Origin of the sequence: Atlantibacter sp. RC6, assembly GCF_014193285.1 — a bacterium.
Taxonomy (GTDB): Bacteria; Pseudomonadota; Gammaproteobacteria; order Enterobacterales; family Enterobacteriaceae; genus Atlantibacter.
In genome coordinates this window covers 1-19,037 of sequence record NZ_JACHZE010000008.1, presented here as the reverse complement: position 1 = coordinate 19,037, position 19,037 = coordinate 1, and the positions used below count along the sequence as shown (strand labels likewise).

At 54.5% G+C, this 19,037-nt stretch carries 19 protein-coding genes and 1 pseudogene; 15 read left to right on the top strand and 5 right to left on the bottom strand.

The genetic code is table 11. The features are described from left to right. Window positions 1-29 precede the first annotated feature (29 nt). Window positions 30-725: a B3/4 domain-containing protein gene (locus FHW74_RS16700; RefSeq protein WP_183171501.1), complete on the top strand. Its 696-nt coding sequence runs from the start codon at window positions 30-32 to the stop codon at window positions 723-725. 205 nt (window positions 726-930) lie between these two features. Next, entirely contained in the window at window positions 931-1,197 is a 267-nt protein-coding gene (locus FHW74_RS16695) for a DksA/TraR family C4-type zinc finger protein (protein WP_125294408.1), read from the top strand. On the opposite strand, the gene FHW74_RS16690 is transcribed toward FHW74_RS16695, so the two are convergent. Further along, on the bottom strand, window positions 1,194-2,348 hold the full coding sequence (locus FHW74_RS16690) for a membrane-associated sensor domain-containing protein (RefSeq protein WP_183171500.1): 1,155 nt from the start codon (window positions 2,346-2,348) through the stop codon (window positions 1,194-1,196). The two genes, FHW74_RS16695 and FHW74_RS16690, sit on opposite strands and share 4 nt — an antisense overlap. 183 nt (window positions 2,349-2,531) lie before the next feature. Between FHW74_RS16690 and zntB the strand changes: the two genes are divergently transcribed. After that, entirely contained in the window at window positions 2,532-3,515 is a 984-nt protein-coding gene (gene zntB, locus FHW74_RS16685; RefSeq protein ID WP_183171499.1) for a zinc transporter ZntB, read from the top strand. 275 nt (window positions 3,516-3,790) lie between these two features. Further along, complete coding sequence (locus FHW74_RS22890; protein WP_255459938.1) at window positions 3,791-3,922, top strand: hypothetical protein; 132 nt, start codon at window positions 3,791-3,793, stop codon at window positions 3,920-3,922. A gap of 29 nt (window positions 3,923-3,951) precedes the next feature. Here the strand turns inward: FHW74_RS22890 and ttcA are convergent, their stop codons facing one another. Next, window positions 3,952-4,887, bottom strand: coding sequence for a tRNA 2-thiocytidine(32) synthetase TtcA (gene ttcA / locus FHW74_RS16680; protein WP_183171498.1), 936 nt, complete (start codon window positions 4,885-4,887; stop codon window positions 3,952-3,954). A gap of 191 nt (window positions 4,888-5,078) precedes the next feature. Here ttcA and FHW74_RS16675 point away from each other — a divergent pair, with 191 nt between their 5' ends. From FHW74_RS16675 to dbpA, 8 genes and pseudogenes are all read left to right on the top strand, one after another. Continuing rightward, window positions 5,079-5,405: a four-helix bundle copper-binding protein gene (locus FHW74_RS16675; protein WP_183171497.1), complete on the top strand. Its 327-nt coding sequence runs from the start codon at window positions 5,079-5,081 to the stop codon at window positions 5,403-5,405. Between the two features lie 130 nt (window positions 5,406-5,535). Further along, window positions 5,536-5,841, top strand: a complete 306-nt coding sequence (locus FHW74_RS16670; protein WP_183171496.1) for a DUF4156 domain-containing protein — start codon at window positions 5,536-5,538, stop codon at window positions 5,839-5,841. Between the two features lie 8 nt (window positions 5,842-5,849). Beyond that, window positions 5,850-6,020 (top strand): annotated as a pseudogene (locus tag FHW74_RS22885) (hypothetical protein); the annotation flags it as partial. Window positions 6,021-6,181: 161 nt separating this feature from the next. Next, window positions 6,182-7,327 carry an HNH endonuclease gene (locus FHW74_RS16665; RefSeq protein ID WP_183171495.1) on the top strand — a complete coding sequence of 382 codons (1,146 nt, stop codon included), beginning with the start codon at window positions 6,182-6,184 and terminating at the stop codon, window positions 7,325-7,327. A gap of 15 nt (window positions 7,328-7,342) precedes the next feature. Further along, window positions 7,343-7,843 (top strand): YrhA family protein, encoded by a 501-nt coding sequence (locus FHW74_RS16660; protein ID WP_183171494.1) that lies wholly within the window; start codon window positions 7,343-7,345, stop codon window positions 7,841-7,843. A gap of 227 nt (window positions 7,844-8,070) precedes the next feature. Next, on the top strand, window positions 8,071-8,460 hold the full coding sequence (locus FHW74_RS16655; RefSeq protein WP_183171493.1) for a DUF943 family protein: 390 nt from the start codon (window positions 8,071-8,073) through the stop codon (window positions 8,458-8,460). A 104-nt stretch (window positions 8,461-8,564) separates the two neighbouring features. After that, complete coding sequence (locus FHW74_RS16650; RefSeq protein ID WP_183171492.1) at window positions 8,565-8,762, top strand: hypothetical protein; 198 nt, start codon at window positions 8,565-8,567, stop codon at window positions 8,760-8,762. Window positions 8,763-8,864: 102 nt separating this feature from the next. After that, the gene (gene dbpA / locus FHW74_RS16645; RefSeq protein ID WP_183171491.1) at window positions 8,865-10,238 is read left to right on the top strand and encodes an ATP-dependent RNA helicase DbpA; all 1,374 of its coding nucleotides are present in this window, start codon (window positions 8,865-8,867) and stop codon (window positions 10,236-10,238) included. Between the two features lie 54 nt (window positions 10,239-10,292). Here the strand turns inward: dbpA and nifJ are convergent, their stop codons facing one another. After that, window positions 10,293-13,823, bottom strand: coding sequence for a pyruvate:ferredoxin (flavodoxin) oxidoreductase (gene nifJ / locus FHW74_RS16640; RefSeq protein ID WP_183171490.1), 3,531 nt, complete (start codon window positions 13,821-13,823; stop codon window positions 10,293-10,295). Between the two features lie 262 nt (window positions 13,824-14,085). On the opposite strand from nifJ, the gene FHW74_RS16635 reads away from it, so the two are divergent. Beyond that, window positions 14,086-14,352 carry a DUF333 domain-containing protein gene (locus FHW74_RS16635; protein ID WP_183171489.1) on the top strand — a complete coding sequence of 89 codons (267 nt, stop codon included), beginning with the start codon at window positions 14,086-14,088 and terminating at the stop codon, window positions 14,350-14,352. On the opposite strand, the gene hslJ is transcribed toward FHW74_RS16635, so the two are convergent. After that, window positions 14,349-14,771, bottom strand: a complete 423-nt coding sequence (gene hslJ, locus FHW74_RS16630; RefSeq protein WP_183171488.1) for a heat shock protein HslJ — start codon at window positions 14,769-14,771, stop codon at window positions 14,349-14,351. The genes FHW74_RS16635 and hslJ overlap by 4 nt on opposite strands. A 91-nt stretch (window positions 14,772-14,862) precedes the next feature. Beyond that, window positions 14,863-15,852, bottom strand: coding sequence for a 2-hydroxyacid dehydrogenase (locus FHW74_RS16625; RefSeq protein WP_183171487.1), 990 nt, complete (start codon window positions 15,850-15,852; stop codon window positions 14,863-14,865). Between the two features lie 212 nt (window positions 15,853-16,064). Here FHW74_RS16625 and FHW74_RS16620 point away from each other — a divergent pair, with 212 nt between their 5' ends. Then, window positions 16,065-18,704 carry a YdbH family protein gene (locus FHW74_RS16620; protein ID WP_183171486.1) on the top strand — a complete coding sequence of 880 codons (2,640 nt, stop codon included), beginning with the start codon at window positions 16,065-16,067 and terminating at the stop codon, window positions 18,702-18,704. Continuing rightward, complete coding sequence (locus tag FHW74_RS16615; RefSeq protein ID WP_183171485.1) at window positions 18,701-18,907, top strand: YnbE family lipoprotein; 207 nt, start codon at window positions 18,701-18,703, stop codon at window positions 18,905-18,907. The genes FHW74_RS16620 and FHW74_RS16615 overlap by 4 nt, the downstream gene beginning before the upstream one ends. Window positions 18,908-19,037 lie beyond the last annotated feature (130 nt).

The following is a 19,037-nucleotide window of genomic DNA, read 5'->3' as shown; positions in this document are numbered from 1 at the left end:
ATACAAAATAGTCGATACAGGATTATCCAATGCTAGCCGTTACCCCGTCAATTGATTCCACCCTGGCGCGCATCGCACCCGGTTTTCGCGCGCTGAGTATCAGCGTTGAAGCCGCGACGATTGCCACGCCAGCGCTTGCCACGCAGGCGTTGCAGGATGCCTGCGACGCCATGCTTCGCCAGGATGTCCCCTGGGCGCAGGACCATCTCGACGCATGGAGCGAGGTGTTTAAAGCCTTCGGCGCGAAACCGAAGCGCACGCCGTGTTCCGCTGAAGCCTTACGCAAACGCGTTCTCAAAGATGGCACCCTGGGCTCTATTGATCCCGTGGTGGATATCTATAACGCCATTAGCATCCGCTATGCGATCCCGGTAGGAGGTGAAAATTATGCGGCTTACGTTGGCAGCCCGCGCCTGACGCTGGCAGAAGGCAGCGAACCGTTTGACACCATGAAAGACGGCATGCCAGCCCATGAATTCCCCGACGCGGGCGAAGTTATCTGGCGAGATGATATCGGCGTGACGTGCCGGCGCTGGAACTGGCGGCAGGGCGTCAGAACCCGCCTCGACAGCGAGGCGCAGCAGATGTGGTTTATTCTCGAAAGCCTGCCGGCCATGCCGTTATCCGCACTGGAAGAGGCAGGCGACAGGCTCATCGAGTTGCTCGAGCAACTAATGCCGGGAATGAAAAGCCAGCGCCAACTGATTAGCCTGGCGCAGGCGTGAAAGCCTGCACTTTAAGCCCATGCCTAAAGGCAAATTCCTAAAACCCGATATACTTACTGATCTGTGAGGCGAAATGGAAAATCGATATGTGGTGGAGCGTAGCGGTCATTGCATTACTGGTTTTCATAGCTGCCGTATGGATATTTCTGTCAGCAGCCGATGATTGTGAACACGATTATTAAGCGTAACGCTTGAGGAGGCTGTGATGGCATCGGGTTGGGCGAATGATGATGCAGTTCAACAACAGATAGACAGTACCATTGAAGATGCGATTTCGCGGGCGCGCCAGGACTTAACCTCGGGTGAAAGCCTGACGCACTGCGAAGAGTGTGGCGAGCCGATTCCGGAAGCCAGGCAAAAAGCGGTGCCTGGCGTGCGGCTTTGCATCAACTGCCAGCAAAAGGCGGATGCGGAAAAGCAACGTTTCTCAGGCTATAACCGCCGGGGCTCCAAAGACAGCCAGCTACGTTAATCGGTATGGCGCGCGGCGTCATACTCATTCCAGCGGTTACGGCCGCTCTCCTTGGCGTGATACAACGCCGCATCCGCCTGGGCAATAAACACCGTGCCTGACATGGTGGGCTTCCAGACAGAGATCCCCTGGCTTACCGTCACATGCTGATTAACCGGTGACGCAGCGTGCTCAATCGCCAGATTTTGCAGCCGCCACGCCAGCCGACGCGCTACCCGGTGCGCCGCCTCGCTGCCGCCGCCCGGCAACAGGATCGCGAACTCCTCGCCGCCCAGGCGCGCCACGCTGTCGCCTCGTTTGCGTACCGCGCTTTTCAGCTGATTGGCCACTTCTTTCAGACAGATATCCCCCGCCTGGTGGCCGTAATGATCGTTGAAGCGTTTAAAATGATCGACGTCCACCATGATCATCGCCAGTTCGCCGCCGGTCTGCGTGGCGTCATGGATAGCATTATCCAGTTGCTGTTGAAAATTGCGCCGGTTAGCGATGCCGGTCAAGGGATCGTAGCTCGCCAGGGTTTCCAGTTGTTTAATCAGATCGCGTTTCTCCTGGCCGCGCCGTAGCGCCAGTAAAAACCAGTTATTGAGCATCCGGCGGCCCGACTCCAACAGCGCGGCCAGCAGTAGCCACAGCACCGCATTCAGCGCGGTGGGACTTTGGGCGTAAATAAAGGCGCTGACCAGAATCGAAAGCCAGATTGGCACAATAAAGCTGAGCAGGACGCGGGCATCGAAATAGAGCGAAATCAGTGCGGTGAACAACAGCAGCGCCGCTAGCGGAAAAATGACCCGTATATCGCCGCTGGCGATAAACACATAAAACGAGAGGGCCCAGGCCAGGCTTAAAAACAATACCGTGCCTTTGGCTAACTGACTCAACCAGACCGCTTCGCGATCCGGCGCCATGCGCAGAATAAACAGCACGCTTGACGAGGCGGCGAGCACCAGCACCATCGTGCTTGCCAGCACATGAAGAGGGCGATGCACGACAGCGACCAGATGCTCCGGCGAAAAATAATTACGGCCCAGTATAAACAACGAAAACAGGATGTTTACCCACAGAAACCAGCTTGTGCTGACGGTAATCGCCTGGCGGCGCATTTCAGCGGCATGACGTTCAAAATTAAGGCAGGGTGGCTGTTTAGCAGTCACTCAAAGCTCCTGGTAAAAAGAAAACAACAGAATTTATAGGTTTGGATTAGGTGATTTTTATTGCATATGTTAACCGTTTGCTTTCGTTATGAGCAAACGGTATGACAACACCGGGCAGGCTCTTGCCAGCCGGAGGCAGAAGGCTAGACTGACACCATTGCCCGGTCAACTCAGGAGGCTTACGTGCAGGCGATAAAGGGATCGGAACTGAATGTACCGGATGCGGTATTCGCATGGATACTGGATGGAAATGGCGGGGTCAAACCGCTGGATAACGACGACATCATTGATAAAGAGCACCCTTGCTGGCTGCATCTCAACTATACCCACCCCGAAAGCGCGCAATGGCTGGCGACCACGCCGCTGCTGCCGAATACCGTGCGCGACGCCCTGGCAGGGGAAAGCACCCGTCCGCGCGTGACCCGGTTGGGTGACGGTACCCTGATCACGTTGCGCTGCATTAATGGCAGCACTGACGAGCGCCCGGATCAGCTGGTGGCGATGCGCCTGTATATGGATGAGCGGCTGATTGTCTCTACGCGCCAGCGCAAAGTGCTGGCGCTGGATGACGTGATTCAGGATCTCAACGACGGCACCGGGCCGACGGACGGGGGGAGCTGGCTGGTGGATGTCTGCGATGCGCTAACCGATCACGCCAGCGAATTTATTGAAGAACTGCACGATAAAATCATCGATCTGGAAGATAATCTGCTCGATCAGCAGATCCCGCCGCGCGGTTTTCTGGCGCTGTTACGCAAACAGCTGATTGTGATGCGCCGCTATATGGCACCGCAGCGTGATGTCTACGCGCGGCTCGCCAGCGAACGTTTGCCATGGATGACCGACGATCATCGTCGCAGAATGCAGGACATCGCGGACCGGCTGGGGCGTGGGTTGGATGAAATCGACGCCTGTATTTCGCGTACCGCTATCATGGCTGATGAAATCGCCCAGGTGATGCAGGAATCACTGGCGCGCCGGACTTATACCATGTCGCTGATGGCGATGGTGTTTTTACCCAGCACCTTTTTAACCGGTTTGTTCGGCGTAAACCTGGGGGGGATTCCCGGCGGTGAATGGCGTATGGGTTTTAGCCTGTTTTGCCTGATGTTAGTGGTGCTGATTGGCGGTGTTACCTGGTGGTTGCATCGCAGTAAATGGCTGTAAAAATTCACATTTTTAACAATATTGGAACCTTTTAAAGCGTTTCTTATTGAGCGAAGTCAATAAAAAAAGCGGCTACTGCGGGCAAACTCTCTCTTGCAGGTGAATGCAACGTCAAGCGATGGGCGTTGCGCTCCATATTGTCTTACTTCCTTTTTTGAATTACTGCATAGCACAATTTAATTCGTACGACGCCGACTCTAATCAGTCGGCTTTTTTTTTGCCAGCCGGAAAGGGGCTTCTACGCTTAAGGAGTACAGCCACTTCCGGAGGTAATGATGATCACCACCATGAGCGACCCGGTTCCCACCGATCCTGTTCCGATCCCGGAGCCGATTCCACACCCTCAGCCGATTCCTGAACCCACGCCCGATCCGGGGCCAATCATGGCCGCGCCGCCGCAGCGATAAAAAAACGCCCTCGTGAGAGGGCGCTTCGCTTATTTCACTTCGACGATATCCAGTCGGTTACTGATCGCCAACTGTTCATCCTCATCCGGCTGCCAGCCCACCGGCTGCATCGGAATTTCATCGCGGTCAAACGCCAGATCGCCGCCGTCCACCACGTCACTGCCGTGGGTGATGGCTTTAAAATCAAACAGGCTGGTATCGCTCAGATGCGACGGCACCACGTTTTGCATGGCGCTGAACATGGTCTCAATGCGCCCCGGATAGCGTTTATCCCAGTCGCGCAGCATATCGGCGATCACCTGGCGCTGAAGATTAGGCTGCGAGCCGCACAGGTTGCACGGAATAATCGGATACGCTTTCGCTTCGGCAAAACGCTCGATGTCTTTTTCGCGGCAGTAGGCCAGCGGACGGATCACGATATGCTTACCATCATCGCTCATCAGCTTCGGCGGCATGCCTTTCATCTTTCCGCCGTAGAACATATTCAGGAACAGGGTTTGCAGGATGTCGTCACGGTGATGGCCCAGCGCGATTTTAGTGGCGCCGAGTTCCGTGGCGGTGCGGTACAAAATACCGCGGCGCAAGCGGGAGCAGAGCGAGCAAGTGGTTTTGCCCTCCGGGATTTTATCTTTCACGATCCCGTAGGTGTTTTCTTCAACGATTTTGTACTCAACGCCGATGCTTTCCAGATATTCCGGCAGCACATGCTCCGGGAAACCCGGCTGCTTCTGGTCGAGGTTAACCGCCACCAGGCTGAAGCTAATCGGCGCGCTTTGTTGCAGATTGCGCAAAATCTCCAGCATGGTGTAACTGTCTTTGCCGCCCGACAGGCAAACCATAATCCGGTCGCCATCTTCAATCATATTGAAATCGGCAATGGCTTCGCCGACGTTGCGGCGCAGGCGCTTCTGGAGTTTGTTCAAATTGTATTGCGTTTTTTTATCAATCTGCTGGTTATCTTGCATAGTTGGCGTGACCGGTTGATTCAGGGACGATACGGAGCGCGTCCGTATCCGTTGCTTCGTTAGCATAGCGTTGCGTGGCGTGTATGGTACGGATTACGGCGACGATTGCCAGCAGGATTTCGCGTTGCGCCTGGCACAACCGCAGAATATGTGCAGACTTAACAGTCCCTAAACAATAACAGGAGAGAAGCATGCAACACGATCTGAAAGCCTGTATCAACGCCTGTTACCAATGCGCTGAAGCCTGCGACCACTGCGCCGCGTCCTGCCTTCAGGAGCCCGATATCGACATGATGCGCGGCTGTATTGGTCTTGATATGCAATGCGCGGCGATTTGCCGCCTGGCCGCGCAGTTTATGACCCTCGAAAGCAAGCATGCGCGCCAGCTTTGCCAGGTATGCGCTGAAGTATGCCAGGCCTGCGCCGGGGAGTGCGGTCAGCATCAGCACGAACACTGCCAGCAGTGCGCACAGGCCTGCCGCCAGTGCGCCGAGGCATGCAGAAGCATGGCGGCATAACGCGCGATGATTCGCGCAGGGCGCGCAGCTTTTGCGCGCCATTCGGATATTTCTTTCCCTGTTACCCTTCGTTTAAGTATTCACGCCGTTTATAAATTATGCTGCGCGCAAATCAATCAGAGGTGACATGATGAAAAAATTATTCGCAGCGCTTGGATTCATTAGCCTTGCCGGATGCGCAACGGTCAACCCGCAGGCGGACCAGGTCGGCATTATCAAAGGGAACAGTGCATTCTCCGCGCAGTGCCAGTTCGTCGGCAACGTGGTGTCACACCGTAATCCAATGGCTTTCCTGGATATGGCGGAATACCAGCAGCAGGTGAAAAACGATCTGCAAATGGAGGCCTTAAAACTGGGCGCGGATTCGGTGGTATTGCAAACGCTCGATGAACGCGGCGGCACGGGCAGCGCGTTAAAGTGCGCGAAAACAGAATGAAAAATATTATCTGGCAGGCGCTTCACGACACGATAACGCGCAATCATCAGTGTCGTTCAATGTGGCAACCGTTGAATAAGATTGACCATTTTATAGAGACCGTCAATCCATTCTCCGGAGGTAAACATGGGCTGGCAAAACCTTTTAGTGCCAATGTTAAGAAAACACGCCATACATAAAGTTGGGTTGTTCTTTTACTTCTCAATCGTTCCTTTACGCCTTTCCACCTATTTTTACTCCCAGCTTGTGAAATATTTTAAGGCGTATTAATTCATAATCTAAATGATTGACCATATAGCAAGCAATGCTAATATACCCATTGACATTGTGAGGGTAATACATGAGCGATTTCAGATTATTAATGATATGGGATGCAGCAAGAGAGCTTAGCCCTGAAGATTTTCAATACATACTAAGGCCAGAATTAGCCTTTGAAAGAGCTAGAATTTACTACGATCTTGATTCTGACAATTATTCACACGATAGCCTTCACCATATGCCAAAAAGGAAAAGCGGCTTTATAAACCCTTTTTCCGCTAAGTATGATCGCAAGCGTAACGGTATGTATGACGGCGTTTATGATCATACCCAGCATAATTTAGATACTGGTTGGTTTATCGGTATAGATGAATCTGAACAATGGGATTACTTTAAGCATCCATTTTATTTTGATGAAAATGGCGATCTTATCTATGATTGTTTTATGCAGCATTGGCATGAATGGTTTGAAATGGAAGTTAGGAATGCCTACCGAAAGTGCTTAGATGACCATCAAGGAAGAAAACCAGCGCCAACACAAAAGATTCATTCATCAGATGCCCCGATACAACACCCTCAAGCCGCTAAAACAATCAATAACAAAGCAGCAGGACGTCTGTTAGCTGCTGGTGGCGTATATAACGGTAATATTGAAGATTTCAGGAAAACTGCAGAACAATTAGGTGGTGAAGCTGTACAAGGCTATGACCAAGTTTTAAATGAAAAAACAGCAGGCACTGCGATAGTAGCGGCTTCTATCCTGTTAGCTAAAAGACCGAATGATAATCTATATGAAGAGATGAATAGTTACTTAGGAAAGCTGAGAGGTGAAACTAAGTTGCTTGATGGAATGGAAATCAAGCAAATTAACTATATCAAGCGTGATCCTGCCGAAGCAGCAGCATTAAGACAAGAATTTAATAGTTCTATTAGGAGGAGTTTCCTTAAAGATATTTCTGGTACGCCGGAAGCTACAAACAAGTTTAATCCATCCGATTTATTGCGTATGTCAGAAGGTAGTGTTCCTGGCGGTTGGAGCGTTCACCACAAGTTATCGTTAGATGATAGCGGTACTAATACTTTTGATAATCTATTATTGATTCAAAATGAACCGTTTCATAAAGTGCTTACCAATATGCAATCATCCGCAACAAGGGGTATGATAGCAGGTGAGAGTAAGATAATTCCATGGGCTATGCCAACTGGTTCAATTTATCCGCTTAATTGATTATTAGGAATTAAAATGAGCAATAACATTAGTGAAATCCTGATTGATTTAAAAAGCAAGATGGATAATTGGGGATATCCAATAGAAAAGCCTATAACAGATCAGTACATTGAGAGTATTACTAAGCGAAAATCAACATTGGATATTAGTCCAATGCTTGAAAAGCTAGGAGATGAAGTTTGCTTATTATTCGTAAATCAGCCTGAGTATGTTACGTTCTTAAAAACAATGGATGGTTTTGAATTTAATGGACTAATTTTATTCAGTTTATCCATACCAGAACCATTAGTAAAAAACTTGTTCGTAATGAATGATTTCTATAGGGATAACGACGATTTCATTAACCCTGACTTAGCAGAAAGATTAGTTATAGGTAATGACAGTATATCTATTTTTACTTATGACATCAAAACAAATTTATTTGAAATTAGAGATAATGTAGGTACAGAAACTGTATTTGGTTCATTCTATAAATTCACTGATTTCCTGTCTGCGATATTAAGTACAGTAGCTTAAATGGGAAAGGGGCAAACATGCCCTTTCTCTTCTACCTGCAATCCTATAAACAATGCAGAAACAATTCATGATTATTCCTTTAGCATATATTGTATTGCGGCGCATCTATTTAGAACGTGGCACTATTATGATGTCATTCAGTTTAACAAGGCGTTGTATTGATGACATACATAATGGTGACTTATAACACATATAAGTGCCAGTATAATAACTTTTGGCGATATGTGATGAAAAAACTATATTCAATAACGGGTGTGGTGATTATCAGCCTAATATTTTATTTTATCTTACGGCCTGTTCATGTTATTCATGCCGAACAATATGAATCAAATGCGGTTATTGTTGTCGACCATCTACCACTCACTAATAAGGGGAAGATATCGTGGTGGAAGAAGACTAAATCTTCAATTGCGATGCGATATCAGTTTGTTAATGCCCCTGAAAACGCATCGGAAAACTATATTATCTTTTCGATTGGCAGTGGTTTCCACTCAGAAGCTCAGAAAGACCGCTTCTGTCTTAGAAATGTCAAGCCTCCCCAAAACTGCATTGATAAGATTCCGCTAATGACAATCCATAAATCTCCGTATGGAAGAGAAGAGTTTATGATGGATTAGATGCCGATAACAGGTGAGATATTTTACGGTCTGCTGCCCTTTGCGAATAATTGTACTTTCCCAAATCGTCTACACTTGATAAACGACATCAACGGGAGGAAGCCATGTCAGATAAAACCAACTATGAACGCAATAAAGAAGGTGAAGTGAGCAAAGGGCTGCCTGAAGTTGCGCCGAATGCGGGAAATGCTTATGAAGAGGATGAGCTTCAGGTGAAAGACGCGCCCAATAAGCAGGGAGAAATCCCCCGCAAGCGCGACGACAGCGAAGACGATGAAAAAGACCCGTTTAACGCGCAATAACCGTCAGGCCCGATTATCGGGCCTGATTGTTTTTGACGGCCAAATGACCGCGCCGCGCGAATCTGCTAGCATAACGGCCCGCTTGAATTCAGAGAGATGACCGTGACTGCCTTTTCAACTTTAAACGCTTTGCCTGCCGAACTGCTCGCTAACCTTAACGAGCTGGGCTACCACACCATGACCCCGGTCCAGGCGGCGGCATTACCGGCCATTCTCGCGGGAAAAGACGTGCGTGCGCAGGCGAAAACCGGCAGCGGCAAGACGGCGGCGTTTGGCCTGGGTCTGCTCCAGCATATCGACGCCAGCCAGTTTATTACCCAATCGCTGGTATTGTGCCCGACGCGCGAGCTGGCGGATCAAGTGGCTAAAGAGCTGCGCCGCCTGGCGCGCTATCTGCCGAATATCAAAGTGCTGACCCTGTGCGGTGGCCAGCCGTTCGGCGCGCAGCGCGATTCGTTACAACATGCTCCGCATATCATCGTCGCCACGCCGGGGCGTTTGCTCGATCATCTGGACAAGGGCACCGTGTCGCTGGAAGCGCTCAAAACCCTGGTGCTGGATGAGGCCGATCGGATGCTCGATATGGGCTTTAGCGACGCCATCGACGATGTGATCCGCCATGCGCCGGCGCAGCGCCAGACGCTGCTGTTTTCCGCCACCTGGCCGGACTCTATCGCCGCCATCAGCAGCCGCGTGCAGCGCAACGCCGAACATATTGAAATCGACAGCGTCGACGAACTGCCCGCCGTCGAGCAGCAGTTTTACGAAGCCTCACGCCGTCAGAAAATCCCGCTGCTGTTGAGCCTGCTCAGCAAGCATCAACCGGCCTCCTGTGTGGTGTTCTGCAACACCAAAAAAGATTGCCAGGAGGTGTGTGACGCGCTGAATGAGCACAGCCAGAGCGCGCTGGCGCTGCATGGCGATATGGAACAGCGCGACCGCGATCAAACTTTGGTGCGTTTCGCCAACGGCAGCAGCCGGGTGTTGGTCGCCACCGATGTCGCCGCCCGTGGGCTGGATATCAAATCGCTGGAGATGGTGATCAATTACGAACTCTCCTGGGACCCGGAAGTCCACGTCCACCGCATTGGCCGCACCGCGCGCGCCGGGCAGAGTGGGCTGGCGGTCAGCCTGTGCGCCCCGGAAGAGGCGCAGCGCGCGACGATACTGTCTGAAATGCTGGGCCTGTCGCTGGACTGGCGCGAGCCCGTTATCAGCAATAATGTGAAGCCACTGGAGCCGGAAATGGCGACGCTGTGCATCGACGGCGGTAAAAAAGCCAAAATGCGGCCGGGGGATATTCTCGGCGCGCTGACCGGTGACATGGGGCTGGATGGCGCGGACATCGGCAAAATCGATATGCATCCGATGCACGCTTACGTGGCGGTGCGCCAGTCGGTGGCGCGTCATGCCTGGAAGCAGCTTCAGCAGGGGAAAATCAAAGGCAAGTCCTGTAAGGTGCGTCTGCTGAAATAACCTTCGCCACAAAAAAATCCCCGCTCTTGAGCGGGGATTTTTCATCGTGCCTGCTTATTCGCTGCTGGCTTTCTCGGCCTTACCGGCCATCTGCGCCAGGAAGTCATAGCGTTTTTGCAGATCCGCTGTCGCGTCTTTCCACAACTGCTCCGCCACTTCCGGCTGCTGCGAATTGAGCCTGCGGAAGCGCTGCTCGTTGAGCAGCGTTTCCGCCAGCGCGTCCGAAGGCGGACGCGAGTCCAGCGCCAATGGCAGTTTGCCTTCATCGGCGCGGCGCGGGTCGAAGCGGTACAGCGGCCAGAAGCCGGTCGCCGTCAGCTGGCGCATTTGATCGTGGCTGAGCGCCAGATCGTAGCCGTGCTCCTCGCAGGGGCTATAGGCAATAATCAGCGATGGCCCCGGATAGGCTTCCGCCTCCTGAATCGCTTTTACCGTCTGGTTAAGCTGGGCACCCAGCGAAATCTGCGCTACGTAAACGTGCCCGTACATCATCATGCTGACGCCGAGATCTTTACGCGCTTTACGCTTGCCATGCTCGCCAAATTTGGTCACCGCGCCGAGCGGGGTGGCTTTTGACGCCTGACCGCCGGTATTGGAATAACACTGGGTATCCAGCACCAGAATATTGACGTTCTCGGTCAGGCTCAGCACATGGTCGAGGCCGCCGAAGCCGATATCGTAGGCCCAGCCGTCGCCGCCGATAAGCCAGATAGATTTTTCCACCAGCGCGTCGGCATCAATCAGCAACTGGCGCGCATCGGCGCTGGTTTCACCGGCAAGATGCTGGCGCAACCGGGCCACCTGCTCACGGCGCACTTCCGGCGTGGCCTCTTCGTGCAACTGCGCGTTGAGTTCCGCCGGGATCTTATCGGCAAATTGTTCCAGCAGGCGCATCACGCGGGCCCGGTGCTGATCTACCGTTAAGCGGAAACCGAGGCCGAATTCGGCGTTATCCTCAAACAGCGAGTTGGCCCAGGCCGGGCCGCGCCCGTTGGCGTCGGTGGTATACGGCGTTGAGGGCAGGTTGCCGCCGTATATCGACGAGCAGCCGGTGGCGTTGGCAATCAGCAACCGGTCGCCATACAACTGGGTCAGCAGTTTAATGTACGGCGTTTCGCCGCAGCCGGAACAGGCGCCAGAATATTCAAACAGCGGGGTGATCAGCTGCGAGGTACGAATATCAATGCGTTCCAGCTTGCTGCGGTCAATTTCCGGCAAATTGAGGAAGAAGTCGTAATTCACTTTCTCTTCTTCCACATGCTCAAGGCGCGACATCATATTGATGGCCTTGATATCCGGGTTCTGGCGATCTTTCGCCGGGCAGACTTCCACGCACAGGTTACAGCCGGTGCAGTCTTCCGGCGCGACCTGTAGGACATATTTCTGACCGCGCATATCGCGAGATTTCACGTCCAGCGATTGCAGGGCGTCCGGTGCGTTTTCCATATCCTCAGGCGAGACCACTTTGGCGCGGATCGCTGAGTGCGGGCAGGCGGCGACGCAGTGGTTACACTGGGTGCACAACTCCGGTTTCCAGATGGGGATCTCTTCGGCGATATTGCGTTTTTCCCAGCGAGTGGTGCCCACCGGCCAGGTGCCGTCCGGCGGCAGGGCAGAAACCGGTAGCGCGTCGCCGAGGCCCGCCAGCATCGCGGCAGTCACGGTTTTGACAAAATCCGGCGCAGCGTCGGAGACCACCGGCGGGCGGTTGGCGCTCTGGCTGTTCACCGGCTGCAACGGCACCGCGGAAATCGATTCCCGCGCCAGCGCCAGTGCCTGCCAGTTACGTTCCACCAGTTCCTGGCCTTTGCTGCTATAACTTTTGGCGATGGCGCCCTGAAGCTGTTGCAGGGCGCTGTCGCCTGGCAAAATTTGGGTCAGATGGAAAAATGCCATCTGCATCACGGTGTTAATACGCGCGCCCAACTGGCATTCGCGGGCGATTTTCTGGGCGTTGATAATATAAAAACGCGCCTGTTTCTGGTTCAGCACCGCCTGCACATCCTGCGGCAGACGGTCCCACACCTCTTCGGCGCTGTATGGCGTGTTGAGCAGGAAAATGCCGCCGGGTTTCAGCCGCTCGGCCATCTGGTATTTATCGATAAACTGCAACTGGTGGCAGCCGACGAAATCAGCTTTATCCACCAGATAGGCGGAATTAATCGGTTTTTCACTGACGCGCAGATGGGAAACCGTCAGGCCGCCCGCTTTTTTCGAGTCATAGACAAAATAGCCCTGAGCGTACCACGGCGTGGCGTTACCGATAATTTTGATGTTGTTTTTGGTGGCCGATACGCTGCCGTCGCTGCCCAGACCGTAGAACAGCGCTTCCAGTTTGGCGTGAGACGGCAGGGTGTTTTCCGGCAGCGGCAGCGAGAGATTGGTGACGTCGTCGTAAATCCCCACCGTAAAGCGCGATTTTGGCTTCGCCTGGCGCAATTCGTCGAATACCGCCAGCGCGCAGTCCGGCCCGAATTCTTTCGATGACAGGCCATAACGGCCACCAATGACGCGCGGCAGGGTTTCGCGCTCGCCCCGGTTGAAGGCTTCCGCCAGGGTGGTCATCACATCCAGATACAGCGGTTCCGCCAGCGCGCCGGGCTCTTTGGTGCGATCCAGCACGGCGATATGACGCACGCTTTGCGGCAGCGCATCCAGCATCTGGCTGGCGTTGAACGGGCGGAACAAGCGGACTTTCAGCACGCCGACCTTCTCGCCGCGGGTCAGCAGTTCGTCCACCACTTCTTCACAGGTGCCAATGGCGGAGCCCATCAGCACGATGACCCGTTCCGCTTCCGGGTGGCCATAATAGTCAAAAGGCCGGTAGTGGCGGCCCGTTGCCGCCGCGAAGTCATCCATCGCCTGTTGAACGTGGTCGTACACCGCGTCGTACCACGGGTTGGTGGCTTCACGGGACTGGAAATACGTATCCGGGTTGGCGGAGGTGCCGCGGATCACCGGATGTTCCGGGTTCAATGCGCGTGCGCGGTGGGCGTCAATTTCCTCCTGCGGCAGCAGGCTTAACAGCGTCTCGTTGGAAAGAGGGACGATTTTATTGATTTCATGAGAAGTGCGGAAACCATCAAAGAAATGGATAAACGGCACCCGGCTTTTCAGGGTGGCGATATGGGCAATCAGGGCGAAATCCTGCGCTTCCTGGACGCTGCTGGCGCACAGCATGGCGCAACCGGTCTGGCGTACCGCCATCACATCGGAATGATCGCCGAAAATCGACAGCGCGTGGGTCGCCACGGTGCGCGCCGCCACGTGTAGCACAAACGGCGTGAGCTGCCCGGCAAGTTTATACAGAGTCGGGATCATCAATAACAATCCCTGCGAGGAGGTGAACGACGTCGACAGCGCGCCGGTTTGCAGCGCGCCGTGTACCGTGGCGATCGCCCCGGCTTCTGACTGCATTTCCACTACGCGCGGGACATCGCCCCAGACGTTTTTCACCCCGTTGCCCGCCCAGTCGTCGGCCTGCTCCGCCATGGTGGAGCTGGGGGTGATCGGGTAAATGGCAATCACTTCGCTGGCGCGAAACGCCACCGAGGCGACCGCGCCATTGCCGTCAATTGTGATCATATGACACCCTTACATTGCGCAAAATTAAATAAACTCCCTCAACGTGGAGTCCTGAAATAATGCATTAAGTTTAGCAAAGCGCCGCCCGGGCCATTTTCGCTTTTGTGTCCTCGATATATCTTGTGAAGTTTGCGGCGCGAAGCACCCTAAAAGTGCTAAAAAATGTGTCCAGACGCCGAAAGTGGCGAGGGGGATCTCGACGTGACGGCGTTGGCTCGCCTATATTGCAGGGGTTTTGCTGTTTATTAATGAGGGGAGCGTCATGCGTGCAGCGTTTTTAGTGGGGTGTGCGGCACTGTTTTTGTCCGCGTGCAGTAACGAACCGGTTCAACAGGCAACGGCGGCGCACGTGGCGCCAGGGATGAAGGCCGCGATGTCCAGCTCCGGCGAGGCAAACTGCGCGATGGTGGGGGGCGCAGCGCTTACAGTACGCCAACTGGACGGTTCGTTAATCGGCATGTGCGCGCTACCCAACGGCAAACGCTGTAGCGAAGCCGCGCTGGCGTCCGGTAGCTGCGCCAGCTATTAATTGACCCAGTCGGCCTGCTTATAAACCAGAGTATGTTGCGGATTTTTTAACGTCAGCGACTGCGGCTTGACGTCTACTGTTGCGCCGGTGGTCAATAACTCGCCGATCAGGTTATCCAGCTGGTTAAGCTCCGGCTCGGCGCACAGCATCCGGGTAGAGGCCATGCCGTCTACTTTCAGTACGTTGCCGTCCAGTTTGCCCTGGCCCATAAAGCGGTTGCACATGCTGCCTGCGACGTGCAGATTTTCGCCAAAGCTGATGTCCAGCTGACGCTGGCCTGCAGTAAGCGGTTTACCATCCACGCTTTCCAGCACGTAACGGCGATGCTCAAGGTCTTTTGGGGCCAGCGCGTCGCTGGCGGATTGCGCGCAACCGGCAAGCAGGGCAACGCCCAGTGTCAAACAGGTTAATTTTATCATTACTCCTCCGTAAGTATTCATGCCATCAATGATTACGCGGTGAGTGTGCCATGTTATGTCCGCGTAATCATTGAGGATTGTCTTAAAAGAGTTACACCAGCGCGTTCGGGCACTCGCCGCCGCTTTCCAGCTGGCGCAAATTATCCAGCGTTGTTTCAGAAATGCTGATCAGCGCTTCTTCGGTGAGGAACGCCTGATGGCCGGTAAACAGAACGTTATGGCAGGCGGACAGGCGGCGGAATACGTCATCCTGGATCACGTCGTTGGATTTATCTTCAAAGAACAGATCGCGTTCGTTCTCATACACGTCCATCCCCAGCGAGCCGATTTTTTGGTTCTTCAGGGCATCAATGGCGGCTTGCGAGTCGATCAAGCCACCACGGCTGGTGTTGATGATCATCACGCCATCTTTCATCTGATCGAACGCCGCCTGGTTTAACAGGTGGTAGTTTTCCGGCGTGAGCGGGCAGTGCAGGGAGATCACGTCCGATTGTGAGAACAGCGTCGGTAAATCGACATATTCCACGCCGATATCCAGCGCCGCCGCGCTCGGATACGGATCAAACGCCAGCAGGCGCATCCCGAAGCCTTTTAAAATTCGCAGCGTTGCGACGCCGATTTTCCCGGTGCCGATAATCCCGGCGGTTTTACCGTGCATGGTAAAACCGGTTAACCCTTCCAGAGAGAAGTTAGCATCGCGGGTGCGCTGATAGGCGCGGTGAATGCGGCGGTTAAGGCACATCATCATCCCGATGGCGTGTTCGGCAACGGCTTCCGGGGAGTAGGCTGGGACGCGCACCACGCGCAAACCCAGCTCTCTGGCGGCGTCTAAATCGACGTTGTTAAACCCGGCGCAGCGCAGGGCGATAAACTTCACCCCGTGATTTTTCAGCTCTTCAAGCACCGGGCGGCTACCGTCGTCGTTCACGAAAATACATACACCGTCGCAGCCGTGCGCGGTTTTAGCGGTCTTTTCAGTGAGCAGGAAGTCATAAAATTCGAGATCGTAACCATATTCCTGGTTAACATGCTGCAAATACTTCTTGTCATACTGTTTTGTGCTATACACGGCCAGTTTCATAAGACATTCTCCAGTGATTTTCTGTGATCACGTTAGCATGATTCAAATTTTCTTACAAAGTCTAAAAAAGCTGATATGAAAGTTAGGGTTATCAATAATTTTAGGCCAACTACGCTTAAATCAATGGCCGGGTTCACCCTGTCGGGCAAAAATGGCACAATGCGCGGGATAGCCCGTTTAAATCTCTATCAATATCAGGATATTAATCACCCATGAGGGGTAAATACCGAGCCCTTATCGCCCTTGCGTTGCTGCTGGTTCTGCTGCCGCTGGCGCTGCTGTTAACGGTGGCGCACTGGTTGCCGGGGCTGGTGGGGATTTGGCTGCCACCGGGCACCCGCATTGCGCTGGAAGAAAGCCCACGCTTTACGCGCAATAGCGTGGTGATCCCGCATCTCAGCTATCTGGCGGGGGATTGCGAGCTGGCGAAAGTGACTCACGCCACGCTCAGCCATCCCAGCCGCTGGAAACTCGACGTCGACGCGCTCGATCTTAACAGCGCCTGTTTTAACCAACTTCCCGCCGGGGAAGAGAACCCCGCTGCGCCGCGCACCCTGGCGGAATGGCAGGCGATGCTGCCTTACAGTTGGCTGACGATAAAAAAATTCAGCTTAACGCCGTGGCAACAGTTTGCCGGGGAATTACAGGTAGGATTGACCCCGACGCGCCAGACCATCCGTTACCGGGGCGATGCCATTTCTCTGGCTGCGCAAATCGACGGGCAAACCGCCACGATCACCTCCTTCTCCTTGCAGGCCATTGAAGGGCAACAGCCCTTATCGCTGGCGGGCGAAGTGACGCTGGGCCTGCTGCCGGACGGCTTGCCGACCCAGGGGCATCTCAGCACCCGTGTGCATCTGCCCGGGCCGCTGCCGCTGGCGGATGCCGAACTGGAGTGGGAGCAAAATCGTGGTCAGTTGCTGATTAGCTCGCCGGACGATCCCGATCCGCTGCTCGATCTGCCCTGGACCGTGACCGCCGATCGGCTCGCTATTAGCGACGGGCGCTGGCACTGGGCGCTGGAGGGAATGCCGCTGAGCGGTCGGCTGGCTATTAATGCCGACAACTGGCAGCAGGGGCTGGATGCGGCGCTGATTAGCGGGCGGCTGAACGTGGTGACTCAGGGGGCCGCCGGGAAAGGCAACGCGGTGCTCAATTTTGGCCCCGGCAAATTGAGCCTCACGGATAGCGCCATGCCGGTGCAGCTCACCGGAGAAGCCAAGCAGGATCAGATGATTTTTTACGCGGTGCTGCCAGGGGCGCTGAGCGGTCCGCTGCTCGACCCGCAGCTACGCTTCGCCCCCGGCGCGCTGCTGCGTTCGCGCGGGCGGGTCATCGATTCGTTGAATATCGATGAGATTCGCTGGCCGCTGGCGGGGGTGAAAGTCGCCTCGACCGGCGTGGACGGCAGGCTGCAAGCTATTTTGCGCGCCCATGAAAATCAAATGGGCGACTTTGAACTGCACCTGGATGGCCAGGCGAACGACTTTTTGCCTGACAGCGGCCTGTGGCAGTGGCGCTACTGGGGCGAGGGTGGCTTTACGCCAATGCAGGCGCGCTGGGACGTAAAGGGAACCGGCGAGTGGCGCGACAGCACAATTACGCTGAATACGCTCTCTACCGGGTTCGATAAGCTGCAATACGGCGCGATGCGCATCCACGCGCCGCGCCTGACCATGAACAAACCGGTGCGCTGGGTGCGCGAAGAGGCACATCCGCGGTTTGAAGGGGCGCTGACTCTGGATGCCGGTGAAACCACCTTTACCGGCGGTAGCGTACTGCCGCCGTCGCGGCTTAACTTCAGCGTTCAGGGCAGTGACCCGACGTCATTCCAGTTCAAAGGCGATCTGCATGCCGATGAGATTGGGCCGGTGCAGGTTAACGGACGCTGGGATGGCATTCGACTGCGCGGCCAGGCGTGGTGGCCCGCGCAGCCGCTGGCGGTTTTCCAGCCGCTGATCCCGCCTGACTGGAAAATGGCGCTGCGCGACGGCAATTTCTACGCCCAAATCGCGTTCTCGGCGGCGGCGGAGCAGGGTTTCGAAGCGGGTGGCCACGGCGTTCTCAAGGGCGGCAGCGCCTGGATGCCGGATAACAAATTCGATGGCGTCGATTTTGTGCTGCCGTTTCGCTTCAGCGATTCGACCTGGCAACTGGGTACCCGCGGCCCGGTGAGGCTGCGGATTGGCAGCGTGGAAAATCAGGTGATTGCGCGGCACCTTACGGCGGATCTGGAAGGCTGGTATCCGTGGAGTGACCAGCAGCCGCTGATCCTGAGCAACGTCAGCGTCGAGGTGCTGGGCGGTACTATCAGTATGCAGCAGTTGCGGATGCCCCAGCACGACGCGGCGCTACTGCGGGTAAACAATATCTCCTCCAGCGAGCTGATTACGGCGGTGAATCCAAAACAGTTTACCCTGTCCGGGCGGGTAAACGGCGCATTGCCGCTGTGGCTGGATGACCCGCAGTGGATTATCAAAGACGGCTGGCTGACCAACCCAGGCCCGATGACGCTGCGGCTGGACAAGGACATGGCCGACGCCATCGTCAAAGACAATATGGCGGCGGGCGTCGGCATCAACTGGCTGCGTTATATGGAGATCGCCCGCTCCTGGACGCGGCTCAATCTCTCCAGCCTCGGCGTGCTGACGCTGCATGCTGAACTGCAAGGCACCAGCCGCATTGAGGGCAAAAGTAATACCGTGAAGTTGAACTACCAGCATGAAGAGAATCTCTTTATGCTGTGGCGCAGCTTGCGGTTTGGCGACAATCTTCAGGCCTGGCTTGAACAACACGCAAGTTTGCCGGGAGGCGAGTGCAAAACTGGCGAAACCTGTGAGGAACCCCAATGAGAGTGATGTTAGCAACCGGGCTGGCGCTGCTGTTTCCGGCGCTCAGCGGCTGCACGCCGCGTATTGAGGTGGCGGCCCCGAAGGAACCGATCACCATCAATATGAACGTGAAAATTGAGCACGACATTAATATCAAAGCTGATAAAGACGTTGAAAGGCTGCTTAAAAACCGCAGCGATCTCCTGGAAAGTGATCAGCCCTGACGCCAGATAGCGCTGCTACCCCTGACGGGTAGTCTCCGTGTATGAACCGGTCACATGGGTTACAGATCTGACCGGTCACATGGGTGACACTTTTTGCTCTAATCGGCCCGGATTATACGATGATTTCGTC

Bases quoted from the DNA above. Each gene is read 5' to 3' on its own strand.
- FHW74_RS16700 (WP_183171501.1), top strand. From the start codon at position 30: ATGCTAGCCGTTACCCCGTCAATTGATTCCACCCTGGCGCGCATCGCA.
- FHW74_RS16695 (WP_125294408.1), top strand. From the start codon at position 931: ATGGCATCGGGTTGGGCGAATGATGATGCAGTTCAACAACAGATAGAC.
- FHW74_RS22890 (WP_255459938.1), top strand. From the start codon at position 3,791: ATGATCACCACCATGAGCGACCCGGTTCCCACCGATCCTGTTCCGATC.
- ttcA (WP_183171498.1), bottom strand. From the start codon at position 4,887: ATGCAAGATAACCAGCAGATTGATAAAAAAACGCAATACAATTTGAAC.
- FHW74_RS16675 (WP_183171497.1), top strand. From the start codon at position 5,079: ATGCAACACGATCTGAAAGCCTGTATCAACGCCTGTTACCAATGCGCT.
- FHW74_RS16670 (WP_183171496.1), top strand. From the start codon at position 5,536: ATGAAAAAATTATTCGCAGCGCTTGGATTCATTAGCCTTGCCGGATGC.
- FHW74_RS16665 (WP_183171495.1), top strand. From the start codon at position 6,182: ATGAGCGATTTCAGATTATTAATGATATGGGATGCAGCAAGAGAGCTT.
- FHW74_RS16660 (WP_183171494.1), top strand. From the start codon at position 7,343: ATGAGCAATAACATTAGTGAAATCCTGATTGATTTAAAAAGCAAGATG.
- FHW74_RS16655 (WP_183171493.1), top strand. From the start codon at position 8,071: ATGAAAAAACTATATTCAATAACGGGTGTGGTGATTATCAGCCTAATA.
- FHW74_RS16650 (WP_183171492.1), top strand. From the start codon at position 8,565: ATGTCAGATAAAACCAACTATGAACGCAATAAAGAAGGTGAAGTGAGC.
- nifJ (WP_183171490.1), bottom strand. From the start codon at position 13,823: ATGATCACAATTGACGGCAATGGCGCGGTCGCCTCGGTGGCGTTTCGC.
- FHW74_RS16635 (WP_183171489.1), top strand. From the start codon at position 14,086: ATGCGTGCAGCGTTTTTAGTGGGGTGTGCGGCACTGTTTTTGTCCGCG.
- hslJ (WP_183171488.1), bottom strand. From the start codon at position 14,771: ATGATAAAATTAACCTGTTTGACACTGGGCGTTGCCCTGCTTGCCGGT.
- FHW74_RS16625 (WP_183171487.1), bottom strand. From the start codon at position 15,852: ATGAAACTGGCCGTGTATAGCACAAAACAGTATGACAAGAAGTATTTG.
- FHW74_RS16620 (WP_183171486.1), top strand. From the start codon at position 16,065: ATGAGGGGTAAATACCGAGCCCTTATCGCCCTTGCGTTGCTGCTGGTT.
- FHW74_RS16615 (WP_183171485.1), top strand. From the start codon at position 18,701: ATGAGAGTGATGTTAGCAACCGGGCTGGCGCTGCTGTTTCCGGCGCTC.